The sequence below is a fragment of the Leptolyngbya sp. FACHB-261 genome (genome assembly GCF_014696065.1).
GTDB lineage: Bacteria > Cyanobacteriota > Cyanobacteriia > FACHB-261 > FACHB-261 > FACHB-261.
In genome coordinates, this window is record NZ_JACJPL010000018.1 from 34,874 (window position 1) to 57,787 (window position 22,914).

The following is a 22,914-nucleotide window of genomic DNA, read 5'->3' on the forward strand; positions in this document are numbered from 1 at the left end:
CTGTGCCCTAGGTCACGAATAAGCTTAATACTTTCTCAATTGCCATTGGCAAACCAGAATGAGTCATCAATCCACAGCAATACAACAGCAATATCACAGCAATAAAAAGGCCGCTCAAGGTTGCTCGATATGCTGGCGTTTAGGATTCATTTAGCGTTATCAATGCTTTAGTAAAGATGATCAAAACTGCCTTGAAGGTTTTGATCAAATGTTCTTCAGCAGTAAACGATCGAACTCTGCCTTAACCACCTGGTAGCATTCGCAAGAAACCGCTTCTAAACCAGGTCGATCTAACACCGTAATCTGACCCCGGGTGTAGCGAATCAACCCAGATCTCTGCAACACACTAGCAACCTCACTGACCCCTGCGCGTCGCACTCCTAGCATTTGGGCCAGAAATTCTTGGGTGAGTTGAAACTGATCAGAGCGCACGCGGTCATGGGTCATCAGCAGCCAACGACTACAGCGTTGCTCGATTGAGTGCAGACGATTGCAGGCCGCAGAGTGAGCCATTTGCACCATCAGGGCATGGGTATAGCGCTGGAGCAGGCTGTAGAGTGCACCGTTGCGGTTGAGCTCTGCTCGGAATACTTCCGCATTCAGGCGTAGGCCCTCACCAGGAACCTGCATTACAGCTCTATCAGGTGTACGAGCAGCTCCTAAGAATACCGGCAGACCGACGATGCCCTCGTTGCCCACCGTTGCTGCTTCTACCGCTGAACCATTAGCCATCGGCGTGAGGAGAGAGCCAACGCCACGTTGAATGAAATAGACGTAGTCAATGGGTTGGTTAGACTCATAGAAAACCCACTTCAGTTCTAGAGAAACAGGCTCCAAATAAGGAAGCAGCCGCTCATATTCGCTCCGCGGCAGACCTGCTAGGATTCGGTTCTCAACTTCGGTTTGTAGATTGTTACCCACAGTCGTCAACTGATACAGCTTGACCGCGTGACCTCATACCCAGACAATCACCGTCGAAAGAGTGACTGCGACTACTGATCTCACTCGATTGTTCCGCTCTTGTCATCCTCCCAACGAAGGGAGCGACCTACAGCCTATAAAGGACAGCTACAGCTCCGTAGTAAAGTTTTAAGATCACGAGTTTCACACCCCAGCTCCGAGCTGCCTGCTCTCTAGACCCGCCATGATGAACGACTGGCTCAATCCTGCTCAACGCCTAGGTAGTCTGCCGCCCTACGTTTTTGCCCGTCTAGACGAATTGAAGGCCCGAGCCAGAGAACAGGGACTAGATTTGATCGACCTAGGCATGGGCAACCCCGATGGCCCTACCCCAGAACCCGTGGTCGAAGCAGCCGTTACAGCCCTGCGCGATAGCCGTAATCATGGTTACCCACCCTTTGAGGGCACTGCCAGCTTCCGCCGCACGATTACTGAGTGGTATCTACGCCGCTACAACGTCTCGCTAGATCCGGAAGGGGAAGCTCTACCCTTACTCGGCTCGAAGGAAGGCTTAACCCATTTGGCGCTGGCCTACATCAACCCTGGCGACCTCGTGCTGGTGCCTAGTCCTGCCTATCCAGCCCACTTCCGCGGGCCGTTGATTGCTGGCGCTGAGATTTACCCAATTGTGCTTAAGCGCGAGCAGGACTGGTTGATTGATTTAGGTAGCATTCCTGAAGATGTGGCCCGCCGCGCTCGCGTGCTCTACTTCAATTACCCCAGCAATCCCACTGCTGCGACTGCACCCCGCGAGTTCTTCAAAGACATTGTCGCTTTTGCGCAGAAGTACCAGATTCTCCTGGTCCACGACCTTTGCTACGCCGAACTAGCCTTTGATGGCTATCAACCTACCAGTTTGTTAGAGATTCCTGGCGGTAAGGACATTGGTGTTGAGTTTCACACCCTGTCTAAGACCTACAACATGGCCGGTTGGCGGGTGGGCTTTGTAGTCGGTAACCGACACGTGATCCAAGGCTTGCGCACCCTCAAGACAAACCTGGACTACGGCATCTTTGCCGCGTTGCAAACGGCAGCAGAAACCGCTCTCAATCTCCCTGAGCACTACCTGCAAGCGGTGCAGCAGCGCTACATCACCCGCCGTGATTTTCTGATCGAGGGCTTGGCTAAGCTAGGCTGGTCAGTTCCCAAAACTCGCGCCACCATGTACCTTTGGGTGCCCTGCCCACCGGGAATTGGATCCACTGACTTTGCGCTGAACGTGCTGGAACAAACTGGTGTGGTTTTGACCCCAGGCAATGCTTTCGGCTCTGGCGGCGAGGGCTATGTGCGGGTCAGCCTGATTACTGACTGCGACCGCCTGGGCGAAGCTCTACAGCGTTGGCAAAAAGCGGGCATTCACTACGGCATGGGCTCTACAGCCTGAGCTATATGCCTGAGCTTTACGGCCTGAGTGTAACAATCCATGAGTGACTGCTCCTCAAAAGTGAGAGAAAAACTTAAAAAATGAACTAAAAGTGAAAAGCCGCTACACTGGGATCACTCAGTGAAGGCCTGTGACGGCTGGATGGCTCTATGACTCCTGCTCAAATCTTCTCCTTGTGCGCTTTTAGTTTTATTTTGATCGGGACTGGGCGTCGGCTTAGCTCGTCGGTAGGAGTCCAGTCAACTAGTTCCAGCCAAAGTTGTTCTGGCCTCGAGCAGATCGCAGCCGATCCCTGGCAGTAGGCAGTAGCTTTAACCAGCAGCCGTTTCAAGCATTGGTTAAGTCTTGGCCTGTTGGCTTGAGTGACCCGTTCGGCCCAAAGCCCTTTGACTACTTCTGAATACTTAGTTGTAACTACTTTCAGGACAGCGCACCAAGGTTCTAGCATCAAGGCATGCGGATCCTCTTGGTTGATGATGAAGCTGAACTGGCTGACCCTCTGTCGCGGCTGCTCCGGCACCAGGGTTACAGCGTTGATGTGACCTATGACGGAAACCACGGCGAGCTGCTAGCTCAGCAAGGCGGCTATGACCTGCTGATTCTAGATTGGATGCTGCCTGGGCAGTCTGGTCTCACCATTTGTGAAGGTCTGCGACTCAACGGGGACTCAACCCCTGTACTCTTTCTCACAGCCCGCGATACGGTTGATGACCGTGTGCAGGGTCTCGACAGCGGCGCAGACGATTATTTGGTTAAGCCCTTTGAGTTGCGCGAGCTGTTAGCGCGGGTACGGGCTCTGCTGCGACGACCCATCACATTAGAACAACCCCGCTTGCAAGTTGATGACTTGACGCTAGACCGCAGTAATCAGGTGGCCTATCGCCAAGGCCGTCTGATTGACCTATCGGAGAAGGAGTACCAACTGCTGGAATACTTCATGCGTCAACCCGGCCAACTTCTTAGCCATGAACAGATTCAGCAGCACCTCTGGCCGACCAAGGAGGGCAATGAGCCCCCTGCTAGCAATGTTTTGGCGGCGCAAGTCCGGCTGCTCCGGCGCAAAATCGAGGGTGCGGGTGAAGTGTCCTTGATCCACACGGTGTATGGCAAAGGTTATCGCTTTGGGCCGACAAAATTGGAATAGGGGCAAAGCAACGCTCTACCCCCGAAATCTGGCTACTGAATCTAGTGTGTAGCTTCTGCCCTTTTATTCCAGCTGGTCAATTAAGCTGGCTAACGAGTTCTAGCTCAAATCAGGCTCGCTTGGCGAGTCTGTCTAGCTGGCCGCTTTAGCCTGCCGGTCTAGCTGGCCAATCAGGCTCAGGAGGCGATGGCCACTTCCACCATGGGTTGCAGTTCGCCGTTTTGGTACAGCTCGATCAGAATATCGGAGCCGCCGACAAACTGACCGTCGATGTAGACCTGGGGAATTGTGGGCCAGTTGGAATACTCTTTAATGCCCTGGCGAATTTCTGGATCTTCGAGCACATCCACGGTGGAGAAGGGTGCTCCCAAGGAGTTGAAGATCTGGACAGCGTTGTTGGAGAAGCCGCACTGGGGCATTAGCTTATTGCCCTTCATGAAAATGACGATTTTGTCTTGAGCAACCAGGCTCTCAATGCGCTGCTTCAGTTCTGGAGTCATCTTTAACTTCTACCCTCAGTCTTAAGTCTCGGCTTCCATTGTATGAGCCATTGTCAGGGTTCGGAGTTGGGCTGTGCTTCAGGCCTCGCTGGGATTATGCACTGGCAATAGGACGCTGAAGTTGGACCCTTCGCCCTCGCGGCTGCGTACGGTCACTGAGCCACCACAACGCAACAGCAAGCGCTGCACAATCGCCAACCCCAGACCCACACCCCCGGTATCTTGCATACTGGTGCGCACCCGATAAAAGCGGTCAAAGATGCGGGGCAACTCCTGCGGCGGAATACCAACGCCCGTATCACGAACTTCCAGTTGGACATATTCGCCCTGCGCCCTTGCCCGTACCCAGACACGACCACCAAAGGGGGTGAACTTGATGCTGTTATCAATCAGGTTGATCACGATTTGGCGCAGGTCGGAACTGTGGCAGAGGACGGTGGGCAGGTCAGTCGGAATCGCGTAAGTCAGCACGATGCCTTTTTCTAGGGCAACGGGTTGGTAGGTGCTGGCTAGCCCCGGCACGATTTCTGCCAAGTTCAGAGGTCGGATCTCAGTTTCGACCAGACCTTGATCGAGGTTGACGAGAGCGACCAGACCATTCACCAGCGAGCCCTGACGGACGCATTCATCGCTGAGCACTTTCATGTAGCGCTGTCGCTGGGGCGGCTTGAGGGCCGGAGCTTGGATTAAGGATAGAGCGGTTTTCATGTTGGTGATTGGTGTGCGCAATTCCTGAGCTACCAAGCTCAGAAACTCGTCCTTTAAGCGCAGACTGTTAAGCAGCTCTTCATTTCTCAGGCGCAGTTCTTCGGCCACGTCTGCCTGCTGCCGCAAGGCGGTCCCTTCCTGGCTCAACTCTTCTTGCTGTGCCAGCAGACCTGTGACTAGGCTGCTGACCAGCTCAGGCACTTCACCCGGTTGGGGAGCCAGTTCAGTGACCAGCTCATCCCAAGTTTGAATAGCGCTGGCTCGGGTGGAGGCCGGTAACGCTTCGAGCAGGACAGGACGCAGACCATCCAGACTATTGCGCACAGTTGTCATATCGAAGGAGCACAGGGTCAGCAAGACGCGCTTATTGCTGGCCGTGCTGGCCGTACTGGCCAGTTGGCTAAGACTGGGTGCTGGTACTGGTAGTGGGCTGAGGGTTTCGTCGTCGGTGCGAGGGTGATGGGCAAGCAGCAGAACTGCAAACTCAGAGCAGAGTATTAAGAGAAAATCCTCTCGGCTCAGCCGATGCGCCGCCGGGAGACGGACCCAGGTGAGCTGCGGCAAATCGATTAGCCCTTCTAGAAGCTCTTCAGTCGAGTCCAGTGCCTCTAAACCATTGGTTGCGGGCTTAGCCTTGCCCTCTTCAGAGGTGCCTTCAGCGCTGCTAAACAAATAGAGTTGGCTCGCTGACTCAGCCAAGTTCTGATAGCGTTCTATCTCGCCCAACTGCGGAAAACTACCGGGCAATTTGGCGCAAACCAAGGCCGGAGCGCGCCGCTCAATCAGCAGATCCATCAGCAACCGACAGGCCGACATCAGAGTTCTAGAACTGATTTGCAGGGGTTCGGCAACAGTGCCAGTCTGATTTAAAACCAGCTCATAGAGCGAGGCGTGGGGCGGCAGAGTTTGACTCATGGGGGCAGGCACTGAGGGCGACTGCCCTTTATGATGCCCAAGTTGCTCGATTCCGCACATTTACGGTTCGGGTAGGCCCGTACTCCCACGCAAAGCTCGCTGCCACAGTTGAGGGGAAAGGTTGTAGAGCCGAAGTCTGTGGCCTGCGTCAGATAAGAATCTGCTGCTCTCAATCCAATGGCAGGCTTCAAGAGGCGGCAGTAACCTACTCAGTTCGGATTGCTGCAAGTTGCACTTAAGAACGAGCAGGGAGATAGGAATATTGGCACGGCTACTGCGCGGATCGGTGTAGTTAGCAATGACCAGCAAAATGCTTTTGGAGGGGGTGGAGAGATGCAAGTCACGGGTGATGCAATCCCAGAGGGCAAGGCGGATTTGGTCGGGATTCATTGGAGGTTGAGGTTAGGGATTGGGGGTTAAGGGTTGGGATTGGGTGTGTAGAAACTGCGCAGATTAAGGTTGAGATCTAGCTGGGCTTTGTGTTGCTGCCAGAGACGGCGCAGATAGGCAATGACATCGGGGGGATAGCTAAACCGTTGGATTTCGGTTTTGAGCAGTTGGCCCAGGTCTTGCAAGGCTTGGTGAGTTTTGCAAGCCTGAATAGCTTCAATGCAGGCTTGCAGCCAGCAACCTAATTGGCGATAGCTAATGAATTGCCCACCGCGATCTTGGCGATGCACAAACAAGACATTGGCCCACGGTTCAAAGCGCAAAATTAGGCTTTGGGGAATGCCTAGATAGGTAGCGATAGATTCACGCAAGATCTTGAGTTTGTGCGGATTAATGACAGCAGAAAAATGGCGCATGGGAATGCGAATGGTAGAAAAAACGTTGAGCGTTTCTGGCCCCCCGGCTCCCAATTCTGGGAGGAGGAAGAGAATGATTGAAGGTTTAATGCAGTGACAAAAATCAGTTCCAGTTCCCCCAAGGATTGGGGGGGCTAGGGGGGCCAGTATGCGGTTGTGGGTAGGGGCGAGGTTGCCTCGCCCTTACCGGGTGTTACCGCCAAAAAGTGTTAGCCACCCCGGTGATTTGCCAATGCAAGTCGGGGTGGCTAAGTCGGTGTTAAAATCACCTGTCAGCCGCCTGACTGCGTCTCGTGCAGTTGGGGGGTTAGCTACTCAGAGGTTGGTCATAGCCTTTGAGTGGCGCTAAGTTTTTTATGTTCTTTGGGCTCTTTTCGTTTAGACAAATCCTCTGCTGACAATGGGGTTAAATTATCAGAGATAGAGAGCCCACGCAATAGTTACCGACCAAATTCTTCGGTAGGGGCGCGGAGACCGCGCCCTGTTTTCAGAAATTAAGCAGTTATGGTCTTGCTAATATCAGGCACCTTAACGCGGCTGTTGGCCCATAAATACAACGCGAATTTGGTTGCGCTGAAATACGCCTGGAACGCTAACTTGAGCCGAAGCTTTGGGCATTGCTACACATCGCGCCGCGTCAGAGGCTTCATTATGGGCATTGAGAGCCGTCACATAAATTGTGGCGCGATTACCCTGCACTACAGGTTGAGAAATCAGAGGCATTAGCGAATCAAGACAACCTTGCAAAGCAAACTCAAGTATGACGCGAGTTTCGGATCCTGTTACGGCCTCTCCAAGGGGCACACGCGCGCGCTCAATCTTGGTAATTCTGCCCTCGATTGGCACCAATTGAGTGGTTCGCGCCGGTGGGGTTAATACTTGTGCTGAAGCACTGGCCGCAACTGCAAGCAACCCAACCGTCAAACCTAAAACACGAGTCAACATAAATATGTTCCCAAAAACAGGACTCCTCAGCAGGAGTGCACATAAATCTTGCTCTGCTGAGGAGTTGGACATAAGCTGTGAGACGCTATCGGCTCATAGCAAGTTCCAGTTATGAGCCCCAGTTATGAGCCGAATGGAACCTGCCCAATTTGGCTATGCCCAGTCTTCGCGCCGCGCGCCTTCGCCGCGATACACTTGCGCTGCCGCGTGGATGATGCGGGTGCGTTCAAGCAGTTCTGGCTCTGTTAAGCTCCAATTCTGCAGCACTTTGTCCAGATCGGTCTGGATATCTCGCGCACCCGGAAAACCCTGGTAACGGATGCGCAGACGAGCCAGCTCAGCCAGGTTGCGGTCGTTGGGCTCCCCTTCTAGCAGTTGATTGACAATGTCTCGGTCAATCCGATAGAGCGGGTGGTCCTGATCTTTGCCCTGAGCGTCTTTTTTCGCGTTTTTGGCGTCGGCCATGCCTTACCCCGCTAGTGCCGGCACTGCACTCAGCACACTCTCAAACAATTTCACGCCGTCAGTCCCACCCAAGCAAGGATCGGCAGCTCGCTCTGGATGCGGCATCATACCCAACACATTGCCCGTGCGGTTGCAAATACCTGCGATGTTGGCCAGAGAGCCATTGGGGTTGCTATCAGCAGTGACTTCGCCAGTCGCTGAGCAGTAGCGGAACACAATTTGGCGATTGTCTTCTAGCTCAGCTAACACATCGGGCTCAGCGTAGTAGCAGCCTTCGCCGTGGGCAATGGGCAGAGTAATCGTTTCGCCCTGGCTGTACTGGCGTGTCCAGGCTAGATCTGTGCGTTCAACTCGCAGCGCAGTGCGGTCGCAGATGAAGTGCAGATCGCGGTTGCGAATCAGCGCCCCAGGTAGCAGCCCCGCTTCGGTCAGAATTTGAAAACCATTGCAAACACCCAAGACGTAGCCGCCGCGGTTAGCATGCTCACGCACCGCTTGCATCACTGGTGCGAAGCGAGCCAGCGCCCCGCAGCGCAGATAATCCCCATAGCTGAAGCCGCCTGGAATCACAATCACATCCAGGTCAGACAGATCCGTTTCTTGGTGCCAGACCATACGGGTCGGCTGGTCCAGAATGCCCCGCGTTACCGTCGCCACGTCCCGGTCACAGTTAGAACCAGGAAACACAATGATGCCGAACTTCATGCTTTAACTCTTGCCCAGCCTCCCCATGATAAGCTTCACCGCTCCAGCAAGAGTGGCGTCTGGCCAATCTCAAGTTGCTGCGCAGTTAAGGGGCGGCGTTGACCCGATAGATCACGGACCTGCCGCACGTTCCAGGCAGGGGGAATCTCTAGTGCAGTGGGCCCGTGAGGATTCCAGACAACCCAGCCGCTGTAGCCACCCGGACGGGTAATCCGACAGATCCAAGTGTCATCCAAGGTCACTCGATAGTCCGGCATAGCCGCGCCGACTAACCAGCGCTGAATCTCGATATAAGCTTGAGCCGCAGCCGTGGGCGTCTTGCGATCCTCGTTAACCAAGCGCAGACCCACGAAATTGAAATTGTCCCAGGCATACCAATAGAACCGGCTCACTCCCAAGGCCCAATGCACCAGGCAGGACCGGGCAACATAAGCTCGCCCCACTTCATCAGAGAGCAAGCCGTCTTCTAGGGAACCAAAGCCCAGTTCGGTATCCCAAAGCGGTTTACGACTTTGGCCGTGGCGAGCCATGATCGTCTGCACCTGCCGTACTAAAGGCACCAAACTGCTTTCCAGTTCTAGCTGGCCGGTATAGAAATGAAAGCCAATCACGTCGGCATAGTTGCCGCCACCTTTCGCGAGGTATTGCTCTAGCCAACGAGGTCCGCCGATACCCGCTTGGGCACTGCTGCGGTTGGGCAGAGTGGCGGAAGGCGACACCACCACAATCGCAGGATCCACAGCTTTAAGAACGAGATAGGCTTCGCGCGACAGTTCCAGCATCTTGTCGATGCTGCCCGTGTAAAAGCCCTTAAGGTTAGGCTCGTTCCAGATTTCGTAGTAGCGGATTTTGCCCTTATAGCGTGTGGCAACGGTGCGCACATAATTGCGCCAGTCTTCAAGGTTGCGCGGCTCAGCAGCGATGCTGGGGATGTTGTAAATCGACTCGTCGGTAGGGCGGGCCGAGGCCCAGGCCGGGGGGGAACTGTAGCGGCAGCAGGATCTCGACTTGGTGCTCCTGGGCCAGCGCGACATAGCGGTCCAGCTTGCTGAAGTCCCAGCGGCCTTTCTCCGGTTCTAAGTAGGACCAGCCCACATAAGCGTCGTGCAAGCGCCAGCTGGCGAATGGCACTGTGGGCCAGGGCGTTACCCCTGCCGCCTCGTGGATATGCATGCCAAACAGATCGGACGGGATAGCTTGCCTGCGCAGAATGTCTGGTCGCTGGTCAGCGGCTTCAGGCACCGAGATCGACCAGGCAACCAACGGGCTGCCAGTCGCGATCACAGCTGTCAATGCAAATCCCAGGCAGCGAGCAATGTTCACGGGTGGCGCAGGGGCAAGCCAGGCTCCTTCAACCTGCCCCCACCTCGGTCAGCTCAAACCGATAGTTCTCGATGACTGGATTGGCAAGCAGCTGGTCGCATAGACGGTCGATCTGAGTCCGGGCGCTGTCCTCCGTGTCTGCCGCTAGCTTTACCTCAACGTATTTGCCAATGCGGACATCGCCAACACTGGCATATCCGAGTTGCTGCGCGCCTGCCTTAACGGCAGTACCAGCCGTATCTAGAACCGAGGGGCGTAGCGTGACGTAGATTTGGGCTTGATATTGCTTGCTCAAGACAGTACCGAATGACAAGTGCAGTAATCCCTGATTTTATCTTGTTCTCTGTAGGTGCTCTGATCTAAATTCTGTGAGCCTAGAGCAATAAGGGCTTTTAAACTAGCCCAGTCGGGTGATCTTAGCGAATTATTAGTCGCGTTCACAGCACTAACACATCTCTAACAAACGACTGACATAGTGCAAACCTAGTTTGAACTTAGAGCAAGGGATAAAGATTAAACCCTAGTTCGTACAATAGTTCTAACAGGAGAAAGACCATGAAAGGAATATTCAAAGGTGCATTATTAGCCGGTGTATTAGTGACAGGGCTAGCCGGAACAACGCTGATAGCAACCCAGCCTGCAGAGGCTATTGTGCTACCAGCACAGCGCGTCCAATTTGCTCCCGGTGCCGACGCAGTTAGGGATTTGGATGGCAACACTGACGCCTGAACTCAAGCAGGAGATCAATAGCGATCCCAATAGTGGCATCACAACGCAAGAAGATCATGGCGTTTTGATTGTTGGCGTTACCCTAATCCTCCAGCGGCACAAGCTGGGGTGCGAGCTGGAGATATTATCGAGCAGATTAATGACCAACCCGTTACTGACACCGATGCGGCTCAGAAACAAGTTCAAGCTAGTTCAATCGGTAGCAATCTGACATTGCAACTTCGTCGTAACGGTCAGGAGCTGAAGATTAACGCACGAATAGGCAATTTCCCTACACAGCCCGCCATCCAGGAGCAAGAGAATTCAGCGAACTGATTGAAATTGCAAATCGAAATTGTGTACACATCGGCCCAGTTCTAGTCAAGCTTGTTGCGGTCTGGGCCACGATACCAAGCTAGAACTAACGATGATACTCACCTCAAGTAACCACACCAGGTACTCACACCCGAAATCCAGCTTTTGTGAGGGGCTCAAATAATGATTAAGAGCGCTTTTTCTGCCTCTAATCCCTGGACGGAAACTGTTAAAACCTTAGGCATCAGTATTCTGCTACTCTAGGGATTCAGACCTTTGTTGCTGAGGCTTTCTATATTCCTTCAAGGTCAATGCTGCCCACCCTACAAACCAATGATCGACTGTTAGTTGATCGGCTAGTTACGACTTTCAGAGCCGCAGCGGGGAGATATTGTAGTTTTCAAACCGCCTATTTCCGCAGAAGAGCAAGGTTTTCACGATGACTTCATCAAGCGAGTCATCGGTTTGCCAGGAGATCTTGTTTCAGTTCATAACGGCCTGGTTTTCGTCAACGGTAAGCCTTTACAGGAGCCCTATGTTGAAAGCCCCCCAAACTACACTTGGGGACCGGAGCGAGTTCCCCAAGGTCAATATCTAGTCCTAGGCGACAATCGCAACGACAGCTATGACAGCCATTTCTGGGGCTTTGTCCCCCGCAACCAGATCATCGGTCGAGCTGTCTTCCGATTCTGGCCTTGGCAACGACTAGGCGAATTAGGACCGACCCTCAAGCAGGCCGAGGCTCAGTCCATTCCCGTACAGACAGACACTGTTTCGCAGTCTACATCTCAAAAAGTTAATTTCAAAGTTACGGATTAAAAGTTATAGATTGAACGATGTCGAACAGACATCAAGCTTGTTCACGAAGCTAACCTATCGCTACCAAATAGTTAACGCACACCAGCAATAATTTAAATTCAGACAGTCAGTTTTGGAGAATCTCTGCTGCTCCAATGCTCAGTAGGTGCCGCACGCCATTAGCAATTCATTGCTAAAACTTTAGCAGGAACCAAACATATCTAACACTAATCAAGCCCCCGCAGAGGGATTAGTCTGCCTCCCTTTCGCTAACCAGTTGAGTAAACTATGTCACATTACAGCTTATCCTCTCGCTTTTAGCCAGGACATCACTTCTGAGCCTCAGAGGAAGCAAGCTTTCTGACACGGACTGCTCCCTCAGGGCTATATCGTCAGGAGCGAAATGTCTCATCATTTGAGAGGCTTTAGACCTGTAAGCCAGATCCTTTAAGCTAGAGCCTTCCCTTCGTTCCTCCCTGTTCTGATGACGCCTAACCCCTTCCTAACCCTCAACTACGAGCCAGCCCTAGAAGCGCTAGGCAATGACTATTTTGATGAGGTCAATGCGGCGGAATTCCCCACTCATCTCCTGAGATTTCGCAATAATGACCTGCTGCCGCTCATGGGTCTAAACCCTCACGCAGTGAGCGATCAAGATTTCATTGAGGCGTTTGGCAAGTTTGAGGGCAGACAACCCCTATTGGCCCTGCGCTACCACGGCTATCAATTTGGCGAATACAACTCACGGCTGGGTGATGGTCGCGGTTTTCTCTATGGCCAAATTCGTGGCACTGACGGCGAGCTTTACGATTTGGGAACTAAGGGCTCTGGTCAAACTCCCTACTCACGTGGCGCTGATGGACGACTGACCCTCAAAGGTGGAATGCGCGAAGTTTTAGCCGCCGAAGCGTTGCATGAATTGGGCGTACGCACATCCCGTTGTTTGAGCATGATCGAAACCGGCGAACAACTCTGGCGCGGTGATGAGCCTTCGCCAACGCGATCATCGGTGATGGTGCGTTTTAACCGCTCACATATTCGCTTTGGAACCTTCGAACGGCTGCACACTCTAGGACGTAAAGACCTAGTCGAGAAGCTACTGCGCCACGTAATCGAGCAGTATTATCCGGACCTGCGCGGTGAGACCGATGCCTACGCACTGTTCTATGCCCAACTGGTCAAACGGGTGGCAGAATTAGCTGCGCAATGGATGTCAGTAGGCTTTTGTCATGCTGTGCTCAATACCGACAATATGTCGATCACCGGTGAGAGCTTCGACTATGGCCCCTATGCCTTCATTCCCACTTACGACACCCGTTTCACCGCTGCCTATTTCGACTATTACGGACGATACAGTTACGGCAATCAACCTGGTATTTGCCGCCTGAATTTGGAAATGTTGCAGCGTCCTTTGGCAATGGTGATTCCGGAAGCTGATTTGGAGACAGGGCTAGCTCCTTTTGTTGAGCATTACTACTTGGCCTATTACCAGTGCATGATCAACAAACTGGGATTTGATCTGCCTCAACCCAGCTCCCAAACCGAAGATTTATTAGAGCAAACCATTCGCTTTTTAGCAGAAACTCAAGTCGGGTACCACCGCTTTTTCTGGGAGCTGGCCCGACAGTTTTCTAGCCTCTGGCGCGACGATCCAGGCCATATTCTCAGTGAAATCGATTTTTTACCTGAGCCAGGACAGCAGGCATTGCTAGAGCCTTGGCGCGTCCATTACCATCAATTGCTCTCTCAAGTTCCCGAAAGTGAACTGGAGCAGGTAGCGCAGCGCTTGCGCCAGCATAATCCTGAAACTGCCCTACTTAGGCCCGAAATTGAAGCCGTTTGGGAACCGATTGCACAAGAAGACAACTGGCAACCCTTCTATGATCTGCTCAAACGGCTGCGGGTTCCCCACTAGGCTTACCGCTAACGCGCCTTGAGTCGCTGAAGACTGGACAGAGCCTGCTGGTAAAGCTCCCCCGTTTTGCCCTGGGCCTGAAGCAGCTCTGCTGCCTTCTGCAAATTTTTGAGCGCTGGCTGCCAATCGCCTAGTTGCTCGTAGGTTAACCCCCGCTCCAGATAGGCCTTGGCGAAATTTACATCCAGGCTCACTGCCTTGGTGTAATCCTCCACAGCAGTTGGGTATTCGGCCAGTCTAGACCGGAGATGCCCTCGGTTGTAGTAGGCAATCGCGTTATTGGCGTCAATGCGGAGCACCTGGCTGTAGTCCTCCAAGGCACCCTGGAGATCGCCCAAGCTTTCGCGAACCTGACCTCGCAGGTTATAAGCAGCAATATAGTTCGGGCTAAGCTTGAGGGCTTGATTGAGATCTTCTAATGCCACTTCTGTGTCACCCTGACGATCGAGCACAGCAGCCCGCTGGTAATAAGCCGTATGGTCTTTGGGATTAATGCGCAAAGTCTGGGTGAAGTCATCGATAGCCGCCTGTGTCTCCCCCTGCTCAGCTAGGACTGCTCCCCGGCAAAGGTAACTGCGAGCGTGGTTAGCATCAAGCTGAAGCGCTCGGTCATAGTCAGCGATTGCGTTCTGCAGTTCACCCAGGCCGAAGTAAACATTGCCTCGATCGCAAAAAGCATCCACAGAACTGGGGTTGAGCTGCACAGCTTGGCTCAAATCTATCAGTGCCCCCTGATAGTCGCCCAGGTTGTAGCGGCAAATGCCCCGACCATAGTAGACATCGGCATGCTCTGGTGCTAGCGCCAAAGCCTGGTCATAATCGGTGATTGCTCCATTGAAATCTCCTAGACTACGGCGCAGATTGCCACGGTTGATATAAGCACTGAACAGCTGGGGATCTAACCGCAGAGCCTGATTAAAGTCCTCAAGCGTTTTCTGGATGTTGCCCAAATAGTAGTAAGCTCCTCCCCGATTGGCATAGGCATCGGCATTATTAGGATCCACGCGTAGCGCTTGATTAAAGTCGAGCACAGCACCGCCGTAGTCCCCCTGCCGCATCTTACTGATGCCCTGGCCCAAAAAGTCCGCCAAAAAGCCTGGCGGTGGCGCCTGGCTCTCGCCCGGCTCGGCTGCTGACGCGGTCGAACTGGGTTCGACGATACTGCTAGCCTGCTGCTCAGGAGTCGCAACCGGGACAGGACGTTTCTTCACTGCTTGCGACCGCCAGTAAACAAGAGCAGCCACGCTTGCTAGGACCAGCAACACGACGAGCAGAACTTCCATGCAAGCTCCTCAAATCCGGGGGAACAGGCTGCCTAACAGCACCGGATCTTATTGTATGGGTCTACTCGAGGGCTCAGTCATCAGGCACAAGGGTTAGCTGAACTAAGAGGCTTAGGCGCTACTGCTGAATATTGCCCGTACCATCCTTGATTACTGAATTGTGGGAAGCTTGTCATTGCAAAGCATGAGTCGGTTTGGAGCGTGAAAATAGAAAGGCTACTAAATTTTGACAGCATCCAAGACAGAGCCCAATTCACCTCTGTGCTCATAAATGTAAAAGGCTCTAGATCCCGATCTCCACTGATAAGAGTAATTGTCTAGCACGGTTTGCAAAAATCTTTCTCGGAGAAGAACTTGTGAAGAACCAGCAATAGCTTGACTCGTTCCTGTTTCCAGAGGTTGATTCAATTGAACAACAGGGAAATAGCCTGACTTCAAAGCATCAATGGTTTCGCCTTCATCAAGTTTACCTGTTGCCGTCATTTGACCTGCCATAAACGGATCATAAACAAAAGGCTTTTTAGCCAAGTAACAAAGCAGGAGGTCCTCACAGATGGCTAAACCAGGCTGGTTAGCAAGAAATTTTACATCTTCAAGATAAATTTGCTCTAAAGCCTCAAGCCTATAGTAAGCGGCTAGAAAGTTGTTCTCTTGCACAACATATCTAACTGTCATTGCCAATATGCTTAAGCTTAAGACTATTGGCATTGCCGAGCAAGCTACATCAAGCAACTGCTTTTGGAGTTGATTGATCACATTTCCGGCTTGGCGTACTCTAACTTGATTCAAGTAGGACAAGAGCATGCCAGCAGCAATCGACAGGCTAATATAGGCATCAAAGAACATATTAAAATTTGTTCCGTCGCCACCTATGGCATAAAACCCAACTAGTATAGATAGGAGCAAATACAGGGAGACAACTCTAAGCTGCTCTCGACTGAGAGCATAAACTAACCAAGGCATAGTAGCTAGCAGAGGAATTACTAGCCTTTTTGTCATTACTAAACCCTTGCCCACAAAGAGTCGATCTAAGCGATAAAGCCGACTACTGCTTACTTGGTCTAGAAAGCCAATACCTGCTACTGTACAAGTGATGACGGTAAAAGCTCCAATCAGCAGAGCAAAATAGACAAGCCACCTTAAAAATTTTTGGCGAGAACGCAATAGCAGATCTATTGTAATAGCGATTGGTAGCGCGATTAAATTGTGTTTCGTAAATAGTCCCAAAGCAACGAAGCTTGCAACCATTAAAAGATTGCAATTATCGGCGGGCTTACGCAAATAGCACAAAAGTCCACCTGTCACAAAGGCATGCGCAAGCAATTGCGGATCATTCATGCCAACATAATCATTGGAAAAGGCCCCAAACAGAGCCAGACAAAAAATACCAGAGAAGACGGCATCAAAGGGTCTGCCGCCCAATTGCTTGACAGCTTGACTAACACCTAGAGATACTACTAAAAGAGCAAGGAAAGAGATATAACGCCCTGCTTGTAACGGATCGCCCAAAAGCTTGCCAATGCCACCAACAATATAGAAAGATAGAGGTGGATAGTTTACTGCGGTCCATTGGCTCTGACTTTGATACAAATCTAGGTTAGAGAATGCTTTGAGAGCATAATATGCGTTCCAGCCCTCATTGTAATTGATAGGCAGTTTCAATCCGATTCTTAAAATCGGTAACACCAACAAAAAGGAGGAAGCTAAGACCAACAAGCACAAGGCTATCAGAGGCAAAAATTTTAGCCATATGGGGCTATGGCCTAAGACGTCTTGGCCTCTTAGCTTATTAGTAGGAAGCACTCGTATATTTTTTCTAAACTACTTAATAGATTTCTGAGGCAAGATACCCATCACTGCATAGTAGTAAATGGTGAAAAGGATTGATGAGAAGATCTGTCCGCCCCAAGCACCATGCCAAAACTTGAAGGGCTCTGGTCCCCACTCAACCGCAGCAATCGTTACCAGCATGATTCGAGGCACGTTAAAAATCAGGGCTAGGATTGCTCCTACAATGGCTAGTCCTGTAGTCATGCGCCAGTTTTGCCTCAAAACCAAGCCTAGAAGAATGCCGGTCAGAGCCATGGTCACTGCCATGTTGAAGCCATTACAGCCCCACTCAACCAGGACTGACCCCTTGGGTAACGAGATATAAGGCCCTGTAGCGGTAGCTTGTTTCCCGATCAATTGCAGGGCATAACTTCCCAACCAAGCCATTAACCGTTCGACACACTGAGGGGGAGTAAGCGCCCGCCACAAGTGCTCAATCATAATATCTGGGGCTGGATGCACACTCAGAACTACCAGAAAAACAGGGCGTGGGTAGTTTTGAAAAAAGGCCAGGCCCCAAGAACTCAAGGCAATACCCACTAAGACCAACAAGCAGAGCAAGGACTGGGGCCAAAAAGCAAAGCGGCAGAAGGGAAAAAGAGCAGAACTTGCCAGGATTAGAATGTACCCTAATTGCCGGTCTTCGCAAGGAGCTTGGAGACTACTTAGCCGTTGCCGTTGCTGCCACAGCTCTTGAAGAGCTAAGAACATGGCAGCCACAAGAATCAGGGGGGTTGCAATACCCTTTTCAGTTCGATGAAAGGATTCAACAAGCCACACTGGCAAATAGCACAGCCCTATCAGCAGACCGCCCAATACAATCTTGGAATGAGCGGTCCTGAGGCTCTCTCGTAGCAGCCCCCAACTCATTTGGTCTAATTGTGGCCAATTCATAGGACGCGGCTCCTGGTTAACGCTCAGGATTAGCCCTTAGATAAACGTGCTCCGCAACGGCCCAAGCTAATCAGGCCGAATCCGACTGCAATTAAATTACCAATGCTGGAAATACCTGTTTTGAGAATGCCAGTCTTGGCCCCTTGTCGTAATGTCTCAGCACGGCTGGCAACAATATTTGAAGCTTGTTGCAATTGCTCCGGTGTGAGATTGCGCGCAGCTTGAGGGTTAGCCTGGGTACTCTGAATTTGAGTTTGTAGTTGAGCCGCTTGCGCAGTGATATTCTTGTCAGTCTGCTGTTGTAGAGTTAAACTATCACGAATCAACAAAATACAGGAAAGATGAAAAACAATCCCCAAAATCAAACAGATTAAGGTTAGTTGCTTTATTAAGTTGCGGCTACCATAAATGGTTAGAGCTGTGCCAAACAGCAAGATTATGCTTCGGTCACCTAATTGTTGCAAAAAGCCGATCCGCCACTCAAGGTTACCAAAATCTGGTGGAAAGCCCAGCGCAAGCATATCGATGACGAAGCCAGCCAGACAGGTGAAACCCACAATTCGGCAGAGAATTTTTGCACCGGACGAACTTCCAGAATTGGGGACAGAGGTCGTGGCCATAGGTGATGACTCGCTGTGATAGAAGGAGAAACGCCATGCAGGCAAACACTACATCCTACAGGCGTCTCAAATAGAATTCCGGAACTCTCAAACTCACGAAAAAGGGTGGCGCTCGGATCAGGTATTCAATGAGGAGCAGCCACCCCCCAACGACTTGCTAATGGTTAGCGACTAAGCCTTGTAATTGGGCAATATCACTAGCACTAACATTAAGCCTTGGCTTCAGCTTTCTCAGCCTCACCTTGCTTGCGCTTGCGCACAATACCGAGACCGAGACCTACCAAGCCGGGAAGCAGGGCAGGCGCAGGAACGGCGGTGATGTCACCAGAGAACGAGCCATTAGACCGAAACTGTGAAGTGTAAGCGCCTTCGCCAAACAGTTCTCCACCATTGCGGATGAAGTTGCCCTCAATACCAGCAATGAAGCCATCAACGTTACCACCGAGAGGGTTGGTGACCGTCGTTTTCCTCAGGGCGAAATCAGTAAGATCGAAGCTGAGGGCTTTGCCGTTTAAAGTTAAGCCTGAGATAAAGCTAGTTACCGGTGAGGTGATGCTTCCATTCTCCAACGTCAGGGTCTTGAAGATAGCAGAGCCTGTTAAGCTAGTAAAACTTCCCGTACTGCCACCTTCAGTACCACCATCGAAGATATTGATAGTGTTGAATTTTAGAGTGGTAGTGCCACTCAAATCCCTTGTCGCTCCCGATGCATTGGTGAGGGAGTAGGTGCCAGCAAAGCTAAGTACACTATTGCCCAAAATTTGGGTTTTGGGACCTAGTGAAGCAGCTTGAGCAGGGGCAGTTGCCATTGATGCACCAGTCACCAGTGCAGCAGCAAGCGTTGCCTTAAGGCCAATCGTTTTGAGACTCATGTTTGGAACCTACCTAAATGTGCGTTTGTTCGGTTTGGAATCGTTCAGAACGTTGGTAGGCTACCCAATCCCAATGGGCTGACACTTATTATTTCGTGTCAATTGCAGTAGGTATTCAGATTGAGTAACCTACATTGCCCAACTACTTCCCTGTTCCAATTCTGTTTGAGGTTTTCAGGAAACTTCTCAGCGGGTAGCCTAACACTGCACCCCTGGGTAGAACCCGAACAAGCCCCAGCATCTGCACTACAAGAGTAGTTAACAAATTCACTGAGGCAGCTTGATGGTAGATATTCCCATACTAAGTGAAATTACTGGTCCAGAGCACCAAAGGGCTACAGCTTCACAAGATTTTTATATAAAAGGAGTATTTAGCACTATCAGAAGAGGTTAAAACTCTTGCCAATCTGCATTTTGTTCCAGGGTGTTCGGATTCGCCTACTTTATTTAGCTGCTTACATTGGTTGAGGGAGCTGTTTGCAGATGTTGTTCCAGAAGATCCAAAATCTTTGTGTCTTGTCGCTCATCGAATTTGCGAGCAAAGTGCTTATTAGAGGCTACTAGTTCATCGAAGTCCTCAACGCCCAAAATGGCTGGATAAGGCGGTCTCCACGAGACATAGCGCTTATTCTCATTACAGATTTTTAACGAGTCCTCATTCAGCAAAATTGTTTGAAAGAAAGATTCATCTGGAATCAACGTGTGCCGGTAGTGATCCACAAAGGCTGGATGGCTTTGCACAAATTGGTGGATATGTTCGATGCAACGATAGGACAGTGTATGCCATTGCGAACCTGCATAGCAATGGAAATCAGAGCTAAATGGAGTCACAGCACAACGTAAGCCTAATCTGGCACCAAACCGTCCAGACTTGACTCGCAGGAGAGGCTGCCAGTCACGGTTGACGATGCGATATAGCTTATAGAAAACTGGTTTTAACTCTGAGGGCATTTTGTAATAGCGATAGAAATAGCGCTCTATACCCTGGGTCTTACCCCAATTCCAAGCCGTAGAGGGCGGATCCTCTGATGGGAAATACTCTATAAAGCCGTCATACTCAGTATTCTGTAAAAACTGTTCGATTTGGTTGACAGGTTGAATCGGATAATCTTGACCTGAGAGCAGAACTAGCCAGTCAAACTCAATTTTATTAGCCATTAACCAGCGAATACAGTGAAGCTCCATCTCAATCATGGAGAAGTCTCCCCATAAAACTGAAACGTAATCTTTCAGGATGTAGACCTGGCTAAGCGATTCAAAGGCAGCTGGATCAAGACGGGAGCTGGAGTGGTCATGGTGAATCAGAATTTGGCACTCAGGGCTACCCGCTTTTAGAGTTCTCACCAATCTGATGACTTGTTCTGGATTACTGTGGGATGCAATCAGATAGAGAACTTTAGTCATGACTCTGCTTCTAAGCTTAAACGTGGGCTCAAACCAAGCTGAATGGGTATAGCTAATTGGGTACAGATTGCAGGGCTTGGTCAAAGGTTGCCAAGAGCGCTTCTAGCGAGAATGTTGCTCGTGCATGAGCCGCTCCCCGTTCTGCTAATGCTTGAGCTGCGCCAGAGTCAGCTAGTAGTTTCTCAATCGCGCTGGCTAGAGCTTGAGCGTCGCCCGGTGGTACCAGACAGCCAGTGACACCATCCTCAATTAACTCCGTCGACGCACCGGCTGCGGTCGCTACGACAGGTCGTCTTGCCAACTGACCTTCCACAATCACTCGACCAAACGGCTCTGGCTCAGTAGAGGTATGGGCCACAATGTCGCATGCAGCCATGAGCGCAGGCACATCACTACGAAAGCCAACCCAATGCACCCGACCTGCTAACTCAGGCAAGGCAGCCAGAGTTTTGAGTTGGGCCGTGTACTCCACCTCACCAAACAGTGCTTCGCCAACTAAAAGCACATGCACATTTGGCAGCTGGCGAGCTGCTTCTAGGAGGACATGCTGTCCCTTCCAATAAGACAAGCGGCTAAACACCCCAACGAGCGGAGCTTCACCCACGCCAAGCTCATGGCGAATTGCTAAGGACTGCGCCGGGTCTAGCCGGTCAAACACCTCGACTGGCAAACCGTTATAAACCAATGTCACTAGGTCCGGCCTGCCACCCGCAGCAACAAAAGCTTGACCCGTAGCGCGTGAATTAACCAAAACCCGAGCGGCACAGCGATTGGCCAGGGTTACGGCAAGGCGACGGTTCAAACCGCTGAAGTGGCGAGCGGTTAAAATATCACGCAGGTGCCAAACCACTGGTGGACCGCCGATTAGCCTGGCCAGTGCCGCCGCCACAAACGCCTTTTGGGAGTTCGCATGCACCAACTCAAAGTCGCATGCTAAAGTCGCTACTCGATGTGCCATCCAACCCAAGGCTGGAAAGACTTTGAGGGCACCGAAGCGATCAGAGGTACGGACAGACAGGGCAGCCTCAGGCGCAAGGTTAACCACTACCGGCACCCCGGCAGCCTCCAATCGCTCCCGGAAGGGACCATCGGCAAACAAAAGCACCTGGCTTGTTTGCCGATAAGCCGTCGCCAAATCGAGCAAGCTTAACTCTGCACCCCCCAATACCGCAGCATGGTCGACAAATAGCACTCGACGGCGGGTCGAGGGTTCAGACCTCAAGCCTTCAAACTTCTGCTCACAGTTCATACCGCATCGCCTGTCAGAGCCGCTTGGTACACTGACTTGACTCGACTAGCAATCACGGGCCAAGTGTAGTGTTGCTGCACGTAATCTATGCAGGCTTGCTCGCTGGGTAGCTGACGCAGCCCGGAGAGGGCTTCCGAAATCCCTTGAGCTAGGTGCTCAGCTGCACTGCTCTCAAACACCAAATCTTCAGAAAAAGGCCGCAGAATTTCGGGAATGCTGTCGACTGGTGTTCCCAGAACTGGCGTTCCAGCCGCCAGTGACTCGATCACAATCAAGCCAAACCCTTCTAGAGCCACGGTTGGAACGACTGAAAAGTTAGCGGCGCGGTACGCTAGTGCCAAATCCTGGTCGGAGACAAAGCCTAGCAAGCGTACATTTTCAGTCAGGTTTAGTTCTTCAATCTGAGCTTGCAGCGTGGTTCCTAGAGCGCCTTTACCGGCAATCATTAACAGGGCATCCGGATGCTCGCGCCGGACTTGAGCCATAGCTGCGATCAGGTTCTCCAAGCCCATGCGCTTCGCTAACCGGCGTACAGCTAGCAAGATGGGGCGATCTTGAGGCCAACCCAATTGCGTCCGGGCCACGCTGCGGGGCAACGTGGGGTCAAAGCGCTCAACGGCCACGCCGGGGGGTACAACGTGAATGCGCTCCAAGGGCACACCATACTCTCGGTTCAGGATGTTGCGGAACGCCTCAGACAGCACAATGAACTGGGTCATGCGTCGATAGGCTGTTTGCTCCAGCTGCCGCTTAAACCAGGTGGAAAGGGTTTTACCCCCTTCTACCCGACCTTCAAGCGCCCAGGGTCCCTGAAAATGCATTACCAAAGGCCGCCTACCTAAGCGGTCGAGAACTGGAAAGGTGTACAGCGCAAAGTGCGAGACCACCAGAGGGTAATTTTCTTCTGCCAAAGCTTTCCCCACCGCTTGACGAACCCCTCGCCACCGTTGCAGCAGAGAAGCTTCGCGAGGCGCAAAGGCTTGCACCTGTCCGCCTGAGGTTTGGGCGACCGCAGGTGAACCCGCAACTAAGCCACGCATCTGCACCCCTGCCGCTGGCAGGTATTGCATGCAGTCGTAATAAACCCGATTGAGCCCCCCGGCCTGCTCCGGGAACCAGCCCATACCAAGTTGTAATGTTTTCACAGCAAATGCTCCTCAACCAGGTTGCA

At 51.9% G+C, this 22,914-nt stretch carries 23 protein-coding genes and 2 pseudogenes; 6 read left to right on the plus strand and 19 right to left on the minus strand.

What is annotated here, in order from left to right:
- Positions 1 to 204: 204 nt before the first annotated feature.
- Positions 205 to 921 (minus strand): Crp/Fnr family transcriptional regulator, encoded by a 717-nt coding sequence (locus tag H6F94_RS33225; protein ID WP_190801997.1) that lies wholly within the window; start codon positions 919 to 921, stop codon positions 205 to 207.
- A 223-nt stretch (positions 922 to 1,144) separates the two neighbouring features.
- Here H6F94_RS33225 and H6F94_RS09485 point away from each other — a divergent pair, with 223 nt between their 5' ends.
- Together H6F94_RS09485 and rppA are read left to right on the plus strand one after the other, a co-directional pair.
- Positions 1,145 to 2,344 carry an aspartate aminotransferase gene (locus H6F94_RS09485; RefSeq protein ID WP_190801998.1) on the plus strand — a complete coding sequence of 400 codons (1,200 nt, stop codon included), beginning with the start codon at positions 1,145 to 1,147 and terminating at the stop codon, positions 2,342 to 2,344.
- A 454-nt stretch (positions 2,345 to 2,798) separates the two neighbouring features.
- Complete coding sequence (gene rppA / locus H6F94_RS09490; RefSeq protein ID WP_190801999.1) at positions 2,799 to 3,488, plus strand: two-component system response regulator RppA; 690 nt, start codon at positions 2,799 to 2,801, stop codon at positions 3,486 to 3,488.
- 176 nt (positions 3,489 to 3,664) lie between these two features.
- Here the strand turns inward: rppA and grxD are convergent, their stop codons facing one another.
- From grxD to purS, 10 genes are all read right to left on the minus strand, one after another.
- Complete coding sequence (gene grxD, locus H6F94_RS09495; RefSeq protein WP_190802000.1) at positions 3,665 to 3,988, minus strand: Grx4 family monothiol glutaredoxin; 324 nt, start codon at positions 3,986 to 3,988, stop codon at positions 3,665 to 3,667.
- A 78-nt stretch (positions 3,989 to 4,066) separates the two neighbouring features.
- A complete protein-coding gene (locus tag H6F94_RS09500) occupies positions 4,067 to 5,611 on the minus strand; it encodes an ATP-binding protein (RefSeq protein WP_190802001.1) in 1,545 nt (514 codons plus the stop codon).
- Positions 5,612 to 5,671: 60 nt separating this feature from the next.
- The gene (locus tag H6F94_RS09505; protein WP_190802002.1) at positions 5,672 to 6,001 is read right to left on the minus strand and encodes a hypothetical protein; all 330 of its coding nucleotides are present in this window, start codon (positions 5,999 to 6,001) and stop codon (positions 5,672 to 5,674) included.
- Positions 6,002 to 6,027: 26 nt separating this feature from the next.
- Positions 6,028 to 6,417, minus strand: coding sequence for a hypothetical protein (locus H6F94_RS09510; protein ID WP_190802003.1), 390 nt, complete (start codon positions 6,415 to 6,417; stop codon positions 6,028 to 6,030).
- A gap of 528 nt (positions 6,418 to 6,945) precedes the next feature.
- Positions 6,946 to 7,362 carry a hypothetical protein gene (locus H6F94_RS09515; RefSeq protein ID WP_190802004.1) on the minus strand — a complete coding sequence of 139 codons (417 nt, stop codon included), beginning with the start codon at positions 7,360 to 7,362 and terminating at the stop codon, positions 6,946 to 6,948.
- 153 nt (positions 7,363 to 7,515) lie between these two features.
- The gene (locus tag H6F94_RS09520; RefSeq protein ID WP_190802005.1) at positions 7,516 to 7,827 is read right to left on the minus strand and encodes a DUF3288 family protein; all 312 of its coding nucleotides are present in this window, start codon (positions 7,825 to 7,827) and stop codon (positions 7,516 to 7,518) included.
- 3 nt (positions 7,828 to 7,830) lie between these two features.
- The gene (gene purQ / locus H6F94_RS09525; protein ID WP_190802006.1) at positions 7,831 to 8,532 is read right to left on the minus strand and encodes a phosphoribosylformylglycinamidine synthase subunit PurQ; all 702 of its coding nucleotides are present in this window, start codon (positions 8,530 to 8,532) and stop codon (positions 7,831 to 7,833) included.
- A 35-nt stretch (positions 8,533 to 8,567) separates the two neighbouring features.
- Complete coding sequence (locus tag H6F94_RS09530; RefSeq protein ID WP_313949274.1) at positions 8,568 to 9,413, minus strand: glycosyl hydrolase; 846 nt, start codon at positions 9,411 to 9,413, stop codon at positions 8,568 to 8,570.
- Positions 9,414 to 9,444: 31 nt separating this feature from the next.
- The gene (locus H6F94_RS33230) at positions 9,445 to 9,855 is read right to left on the minus strand and encodes a beta-galactosidase (RefSeq protein WP_313949256.1); all 411 of its coding nucleotides are present in this window, start codon (positions 9,853 to 9,855) and stop codon (positions 9,445 to 9,447) included.
- A gap of 28 nt (positions 9,856 to 9,883) precedes the next feature.
- Positions 9,884 to 10,150 carry a phosphoribosylformylglycinamidine synthase subunit PurS gene (gene purS / locus H6F94_RS09535; protein ID WP_190802008.1) on the minus strand — a complete coding sequence of 89 codons (267 nt, stop codon included), beginning with the start codon at positions 10,148 to 10,150 and terminating at the stop codon, positions 9,884 to 9,886.
- 260 nt (positions 10,151 to 10,410) lie between these two features.
- On the opposite strand from purS, the gene H6F94_RS09540 reads away from it, so the two are divergent.
- The 4 genes and pseudogenes from H6F94_RS09540 (at position 10,411) to H6F94_RS09555 (ending at position 13,591) form a co-directional block, all read left to right on the plus strand.
- Complete coding sequence (locus tag H6F94_RS09540) at positions 10,411 to 10,584, plus strand: hypothetical protein (protein ID WP_190802009.1); 174 nt, start codon at positions 10,411 to 10,413, stop codon at positions 10,582 to 10,584.
- 87 nt (positions 10,585 to 10,671) lie between these two features.
- Positions 10,672 to 10,899 (plus strand): annotated as a pseudogene (locus tag H6F94_RS09545) (PDZ domain-containing protein); the annotation flags it as partial.
- A 290-nt stretch (positions 10,900 to 11,189) separates the two neighbouring features.
- Positions 11,190 to 11,697: pseudogene (gene lepB, locus H6F94_RS09550) on the plus strand (signal peptidase I).
- 463 nt (positions 11,698 to 12,160) lie between these two features.
- Complete coding sequence (locus H6F94_RS09555; protein ID WP_190802011.1) at positions 12,161 to 13,591, plus strand: protein adenylyltransferase SelO; 1,431 nt, start codon at positions 12,161 to 12,163, stop codon at positions 13,589 to 13,591.
- Between the two features lie 8 nt (positions 13,592 to 13,599).
- On the opposite strand, the gene H6F94_RS09560 is transcribed toward H6F94_RS09555, so the two are convergent.
- The 8 genes from H6F94_RS09560 to H6F94_RS09595 form a co-directional block, all read right to left on the minus strand.
- Positions 13,600 to 14,874, minus strand: a complete 1,275-nt coding sequence (locus tag H6F94_RS09560) for a tetratricopeptide repeat protein (RefSeq protein WP_190802012.1) — start codon at positions 14,872 to 14,874, stop codon at positions 13,600 to 13,602.
- A 219-nt stretch (positions 14,875 to 15,093) separates the two neighbouring features.
- Positions 15,094 to 16,536 (minus strand): ArnT family glycosyltransferase, encoded by a 1,443-nt coding sequence (locus H6F94_RS09565; protein ID WP_190802013.1) that lies wholly within the window; start codon positions 16,534 to 16,536, stop codon positions 15,094 to 15,096.
- A gap of 159 nt (positions 16,537 to 16,695) precedes the next feature.
- A complete protein-coding gene (gene crtC / locus H6F94_RS09570; RefSeq protein WP_190802014.1) occupies positions 16,696 to 17,598 on the minus strand; it encodes a cyanoexosortase C in 903 nt (300 codons plus the stop codon).
- Between the two features lie 29 nt (positions 17,599 to 17,627).
- A complete protein-coding gene (gene hpsJ-C / locus H6F94_RS09575) occupies positions 17,628 to 18,218 on the minus strand; it encodes an HpsJ-like protein, cyanoexosortase C-associated (RefSeq protein WP_190802015.1) in 591 nt (196 codons plus the stop codon).
- Between the two features lie 209 nt (positions 18,219 to 18,427).
- Positions 18,428 to 19,090: a PTPA-CTERM sorting domain-containing protein gene (locus H6F94_RS09580; protein ID WP_190802016.1), complete on the minus strand. Its 663-nt coding sequence runs from the start codon at positions 19,088 to 19,090 to the stop codon at positions 18,428 to 18,430.
- Positions 19,091 to 19,537: 447 nt separating this feature from the next.
- Positions 19,538 to 20,494, minus strand: coding sequence for a beta-1,6-N-acetylglucosaminyltransferase (locus tag H6F94_RS09585; RefSeq protein WP_190802017.1), 957 nt, complete (start codon positions 20,492 to 20,494; stop codon positions 19,538 to 19,540).
- A gap of 52 nt (positions 20,495 to 20,546) precedes the next feature.
- Positions 20,547 to 21,743, minus strand: a complete 1,197-nt coding sequence (locus H6F94_RS09590) for a glycosyltransferase family 4 protein (RefSeq protein WP_190802018.1) — start codon at positions 21,741 to 21,743, stop codon at positions 20,547 to 20,549.
- Entirely contained in the window at positions 21,740 to 22,888 is a 1,149-nt protein-coding gene (locus H6F94_RS09595) for a glycosyltransferase family 4 protein (protein WP_313949257.1), read from the minus strand. Before H6F94_RS09595 ends, H6F94_RS09590 begins: the two co-directional genes overlap by 4 nt.
- Between the last annotated feature and the right edge of the window lie 26 nt (positions 22,889 to 22,914).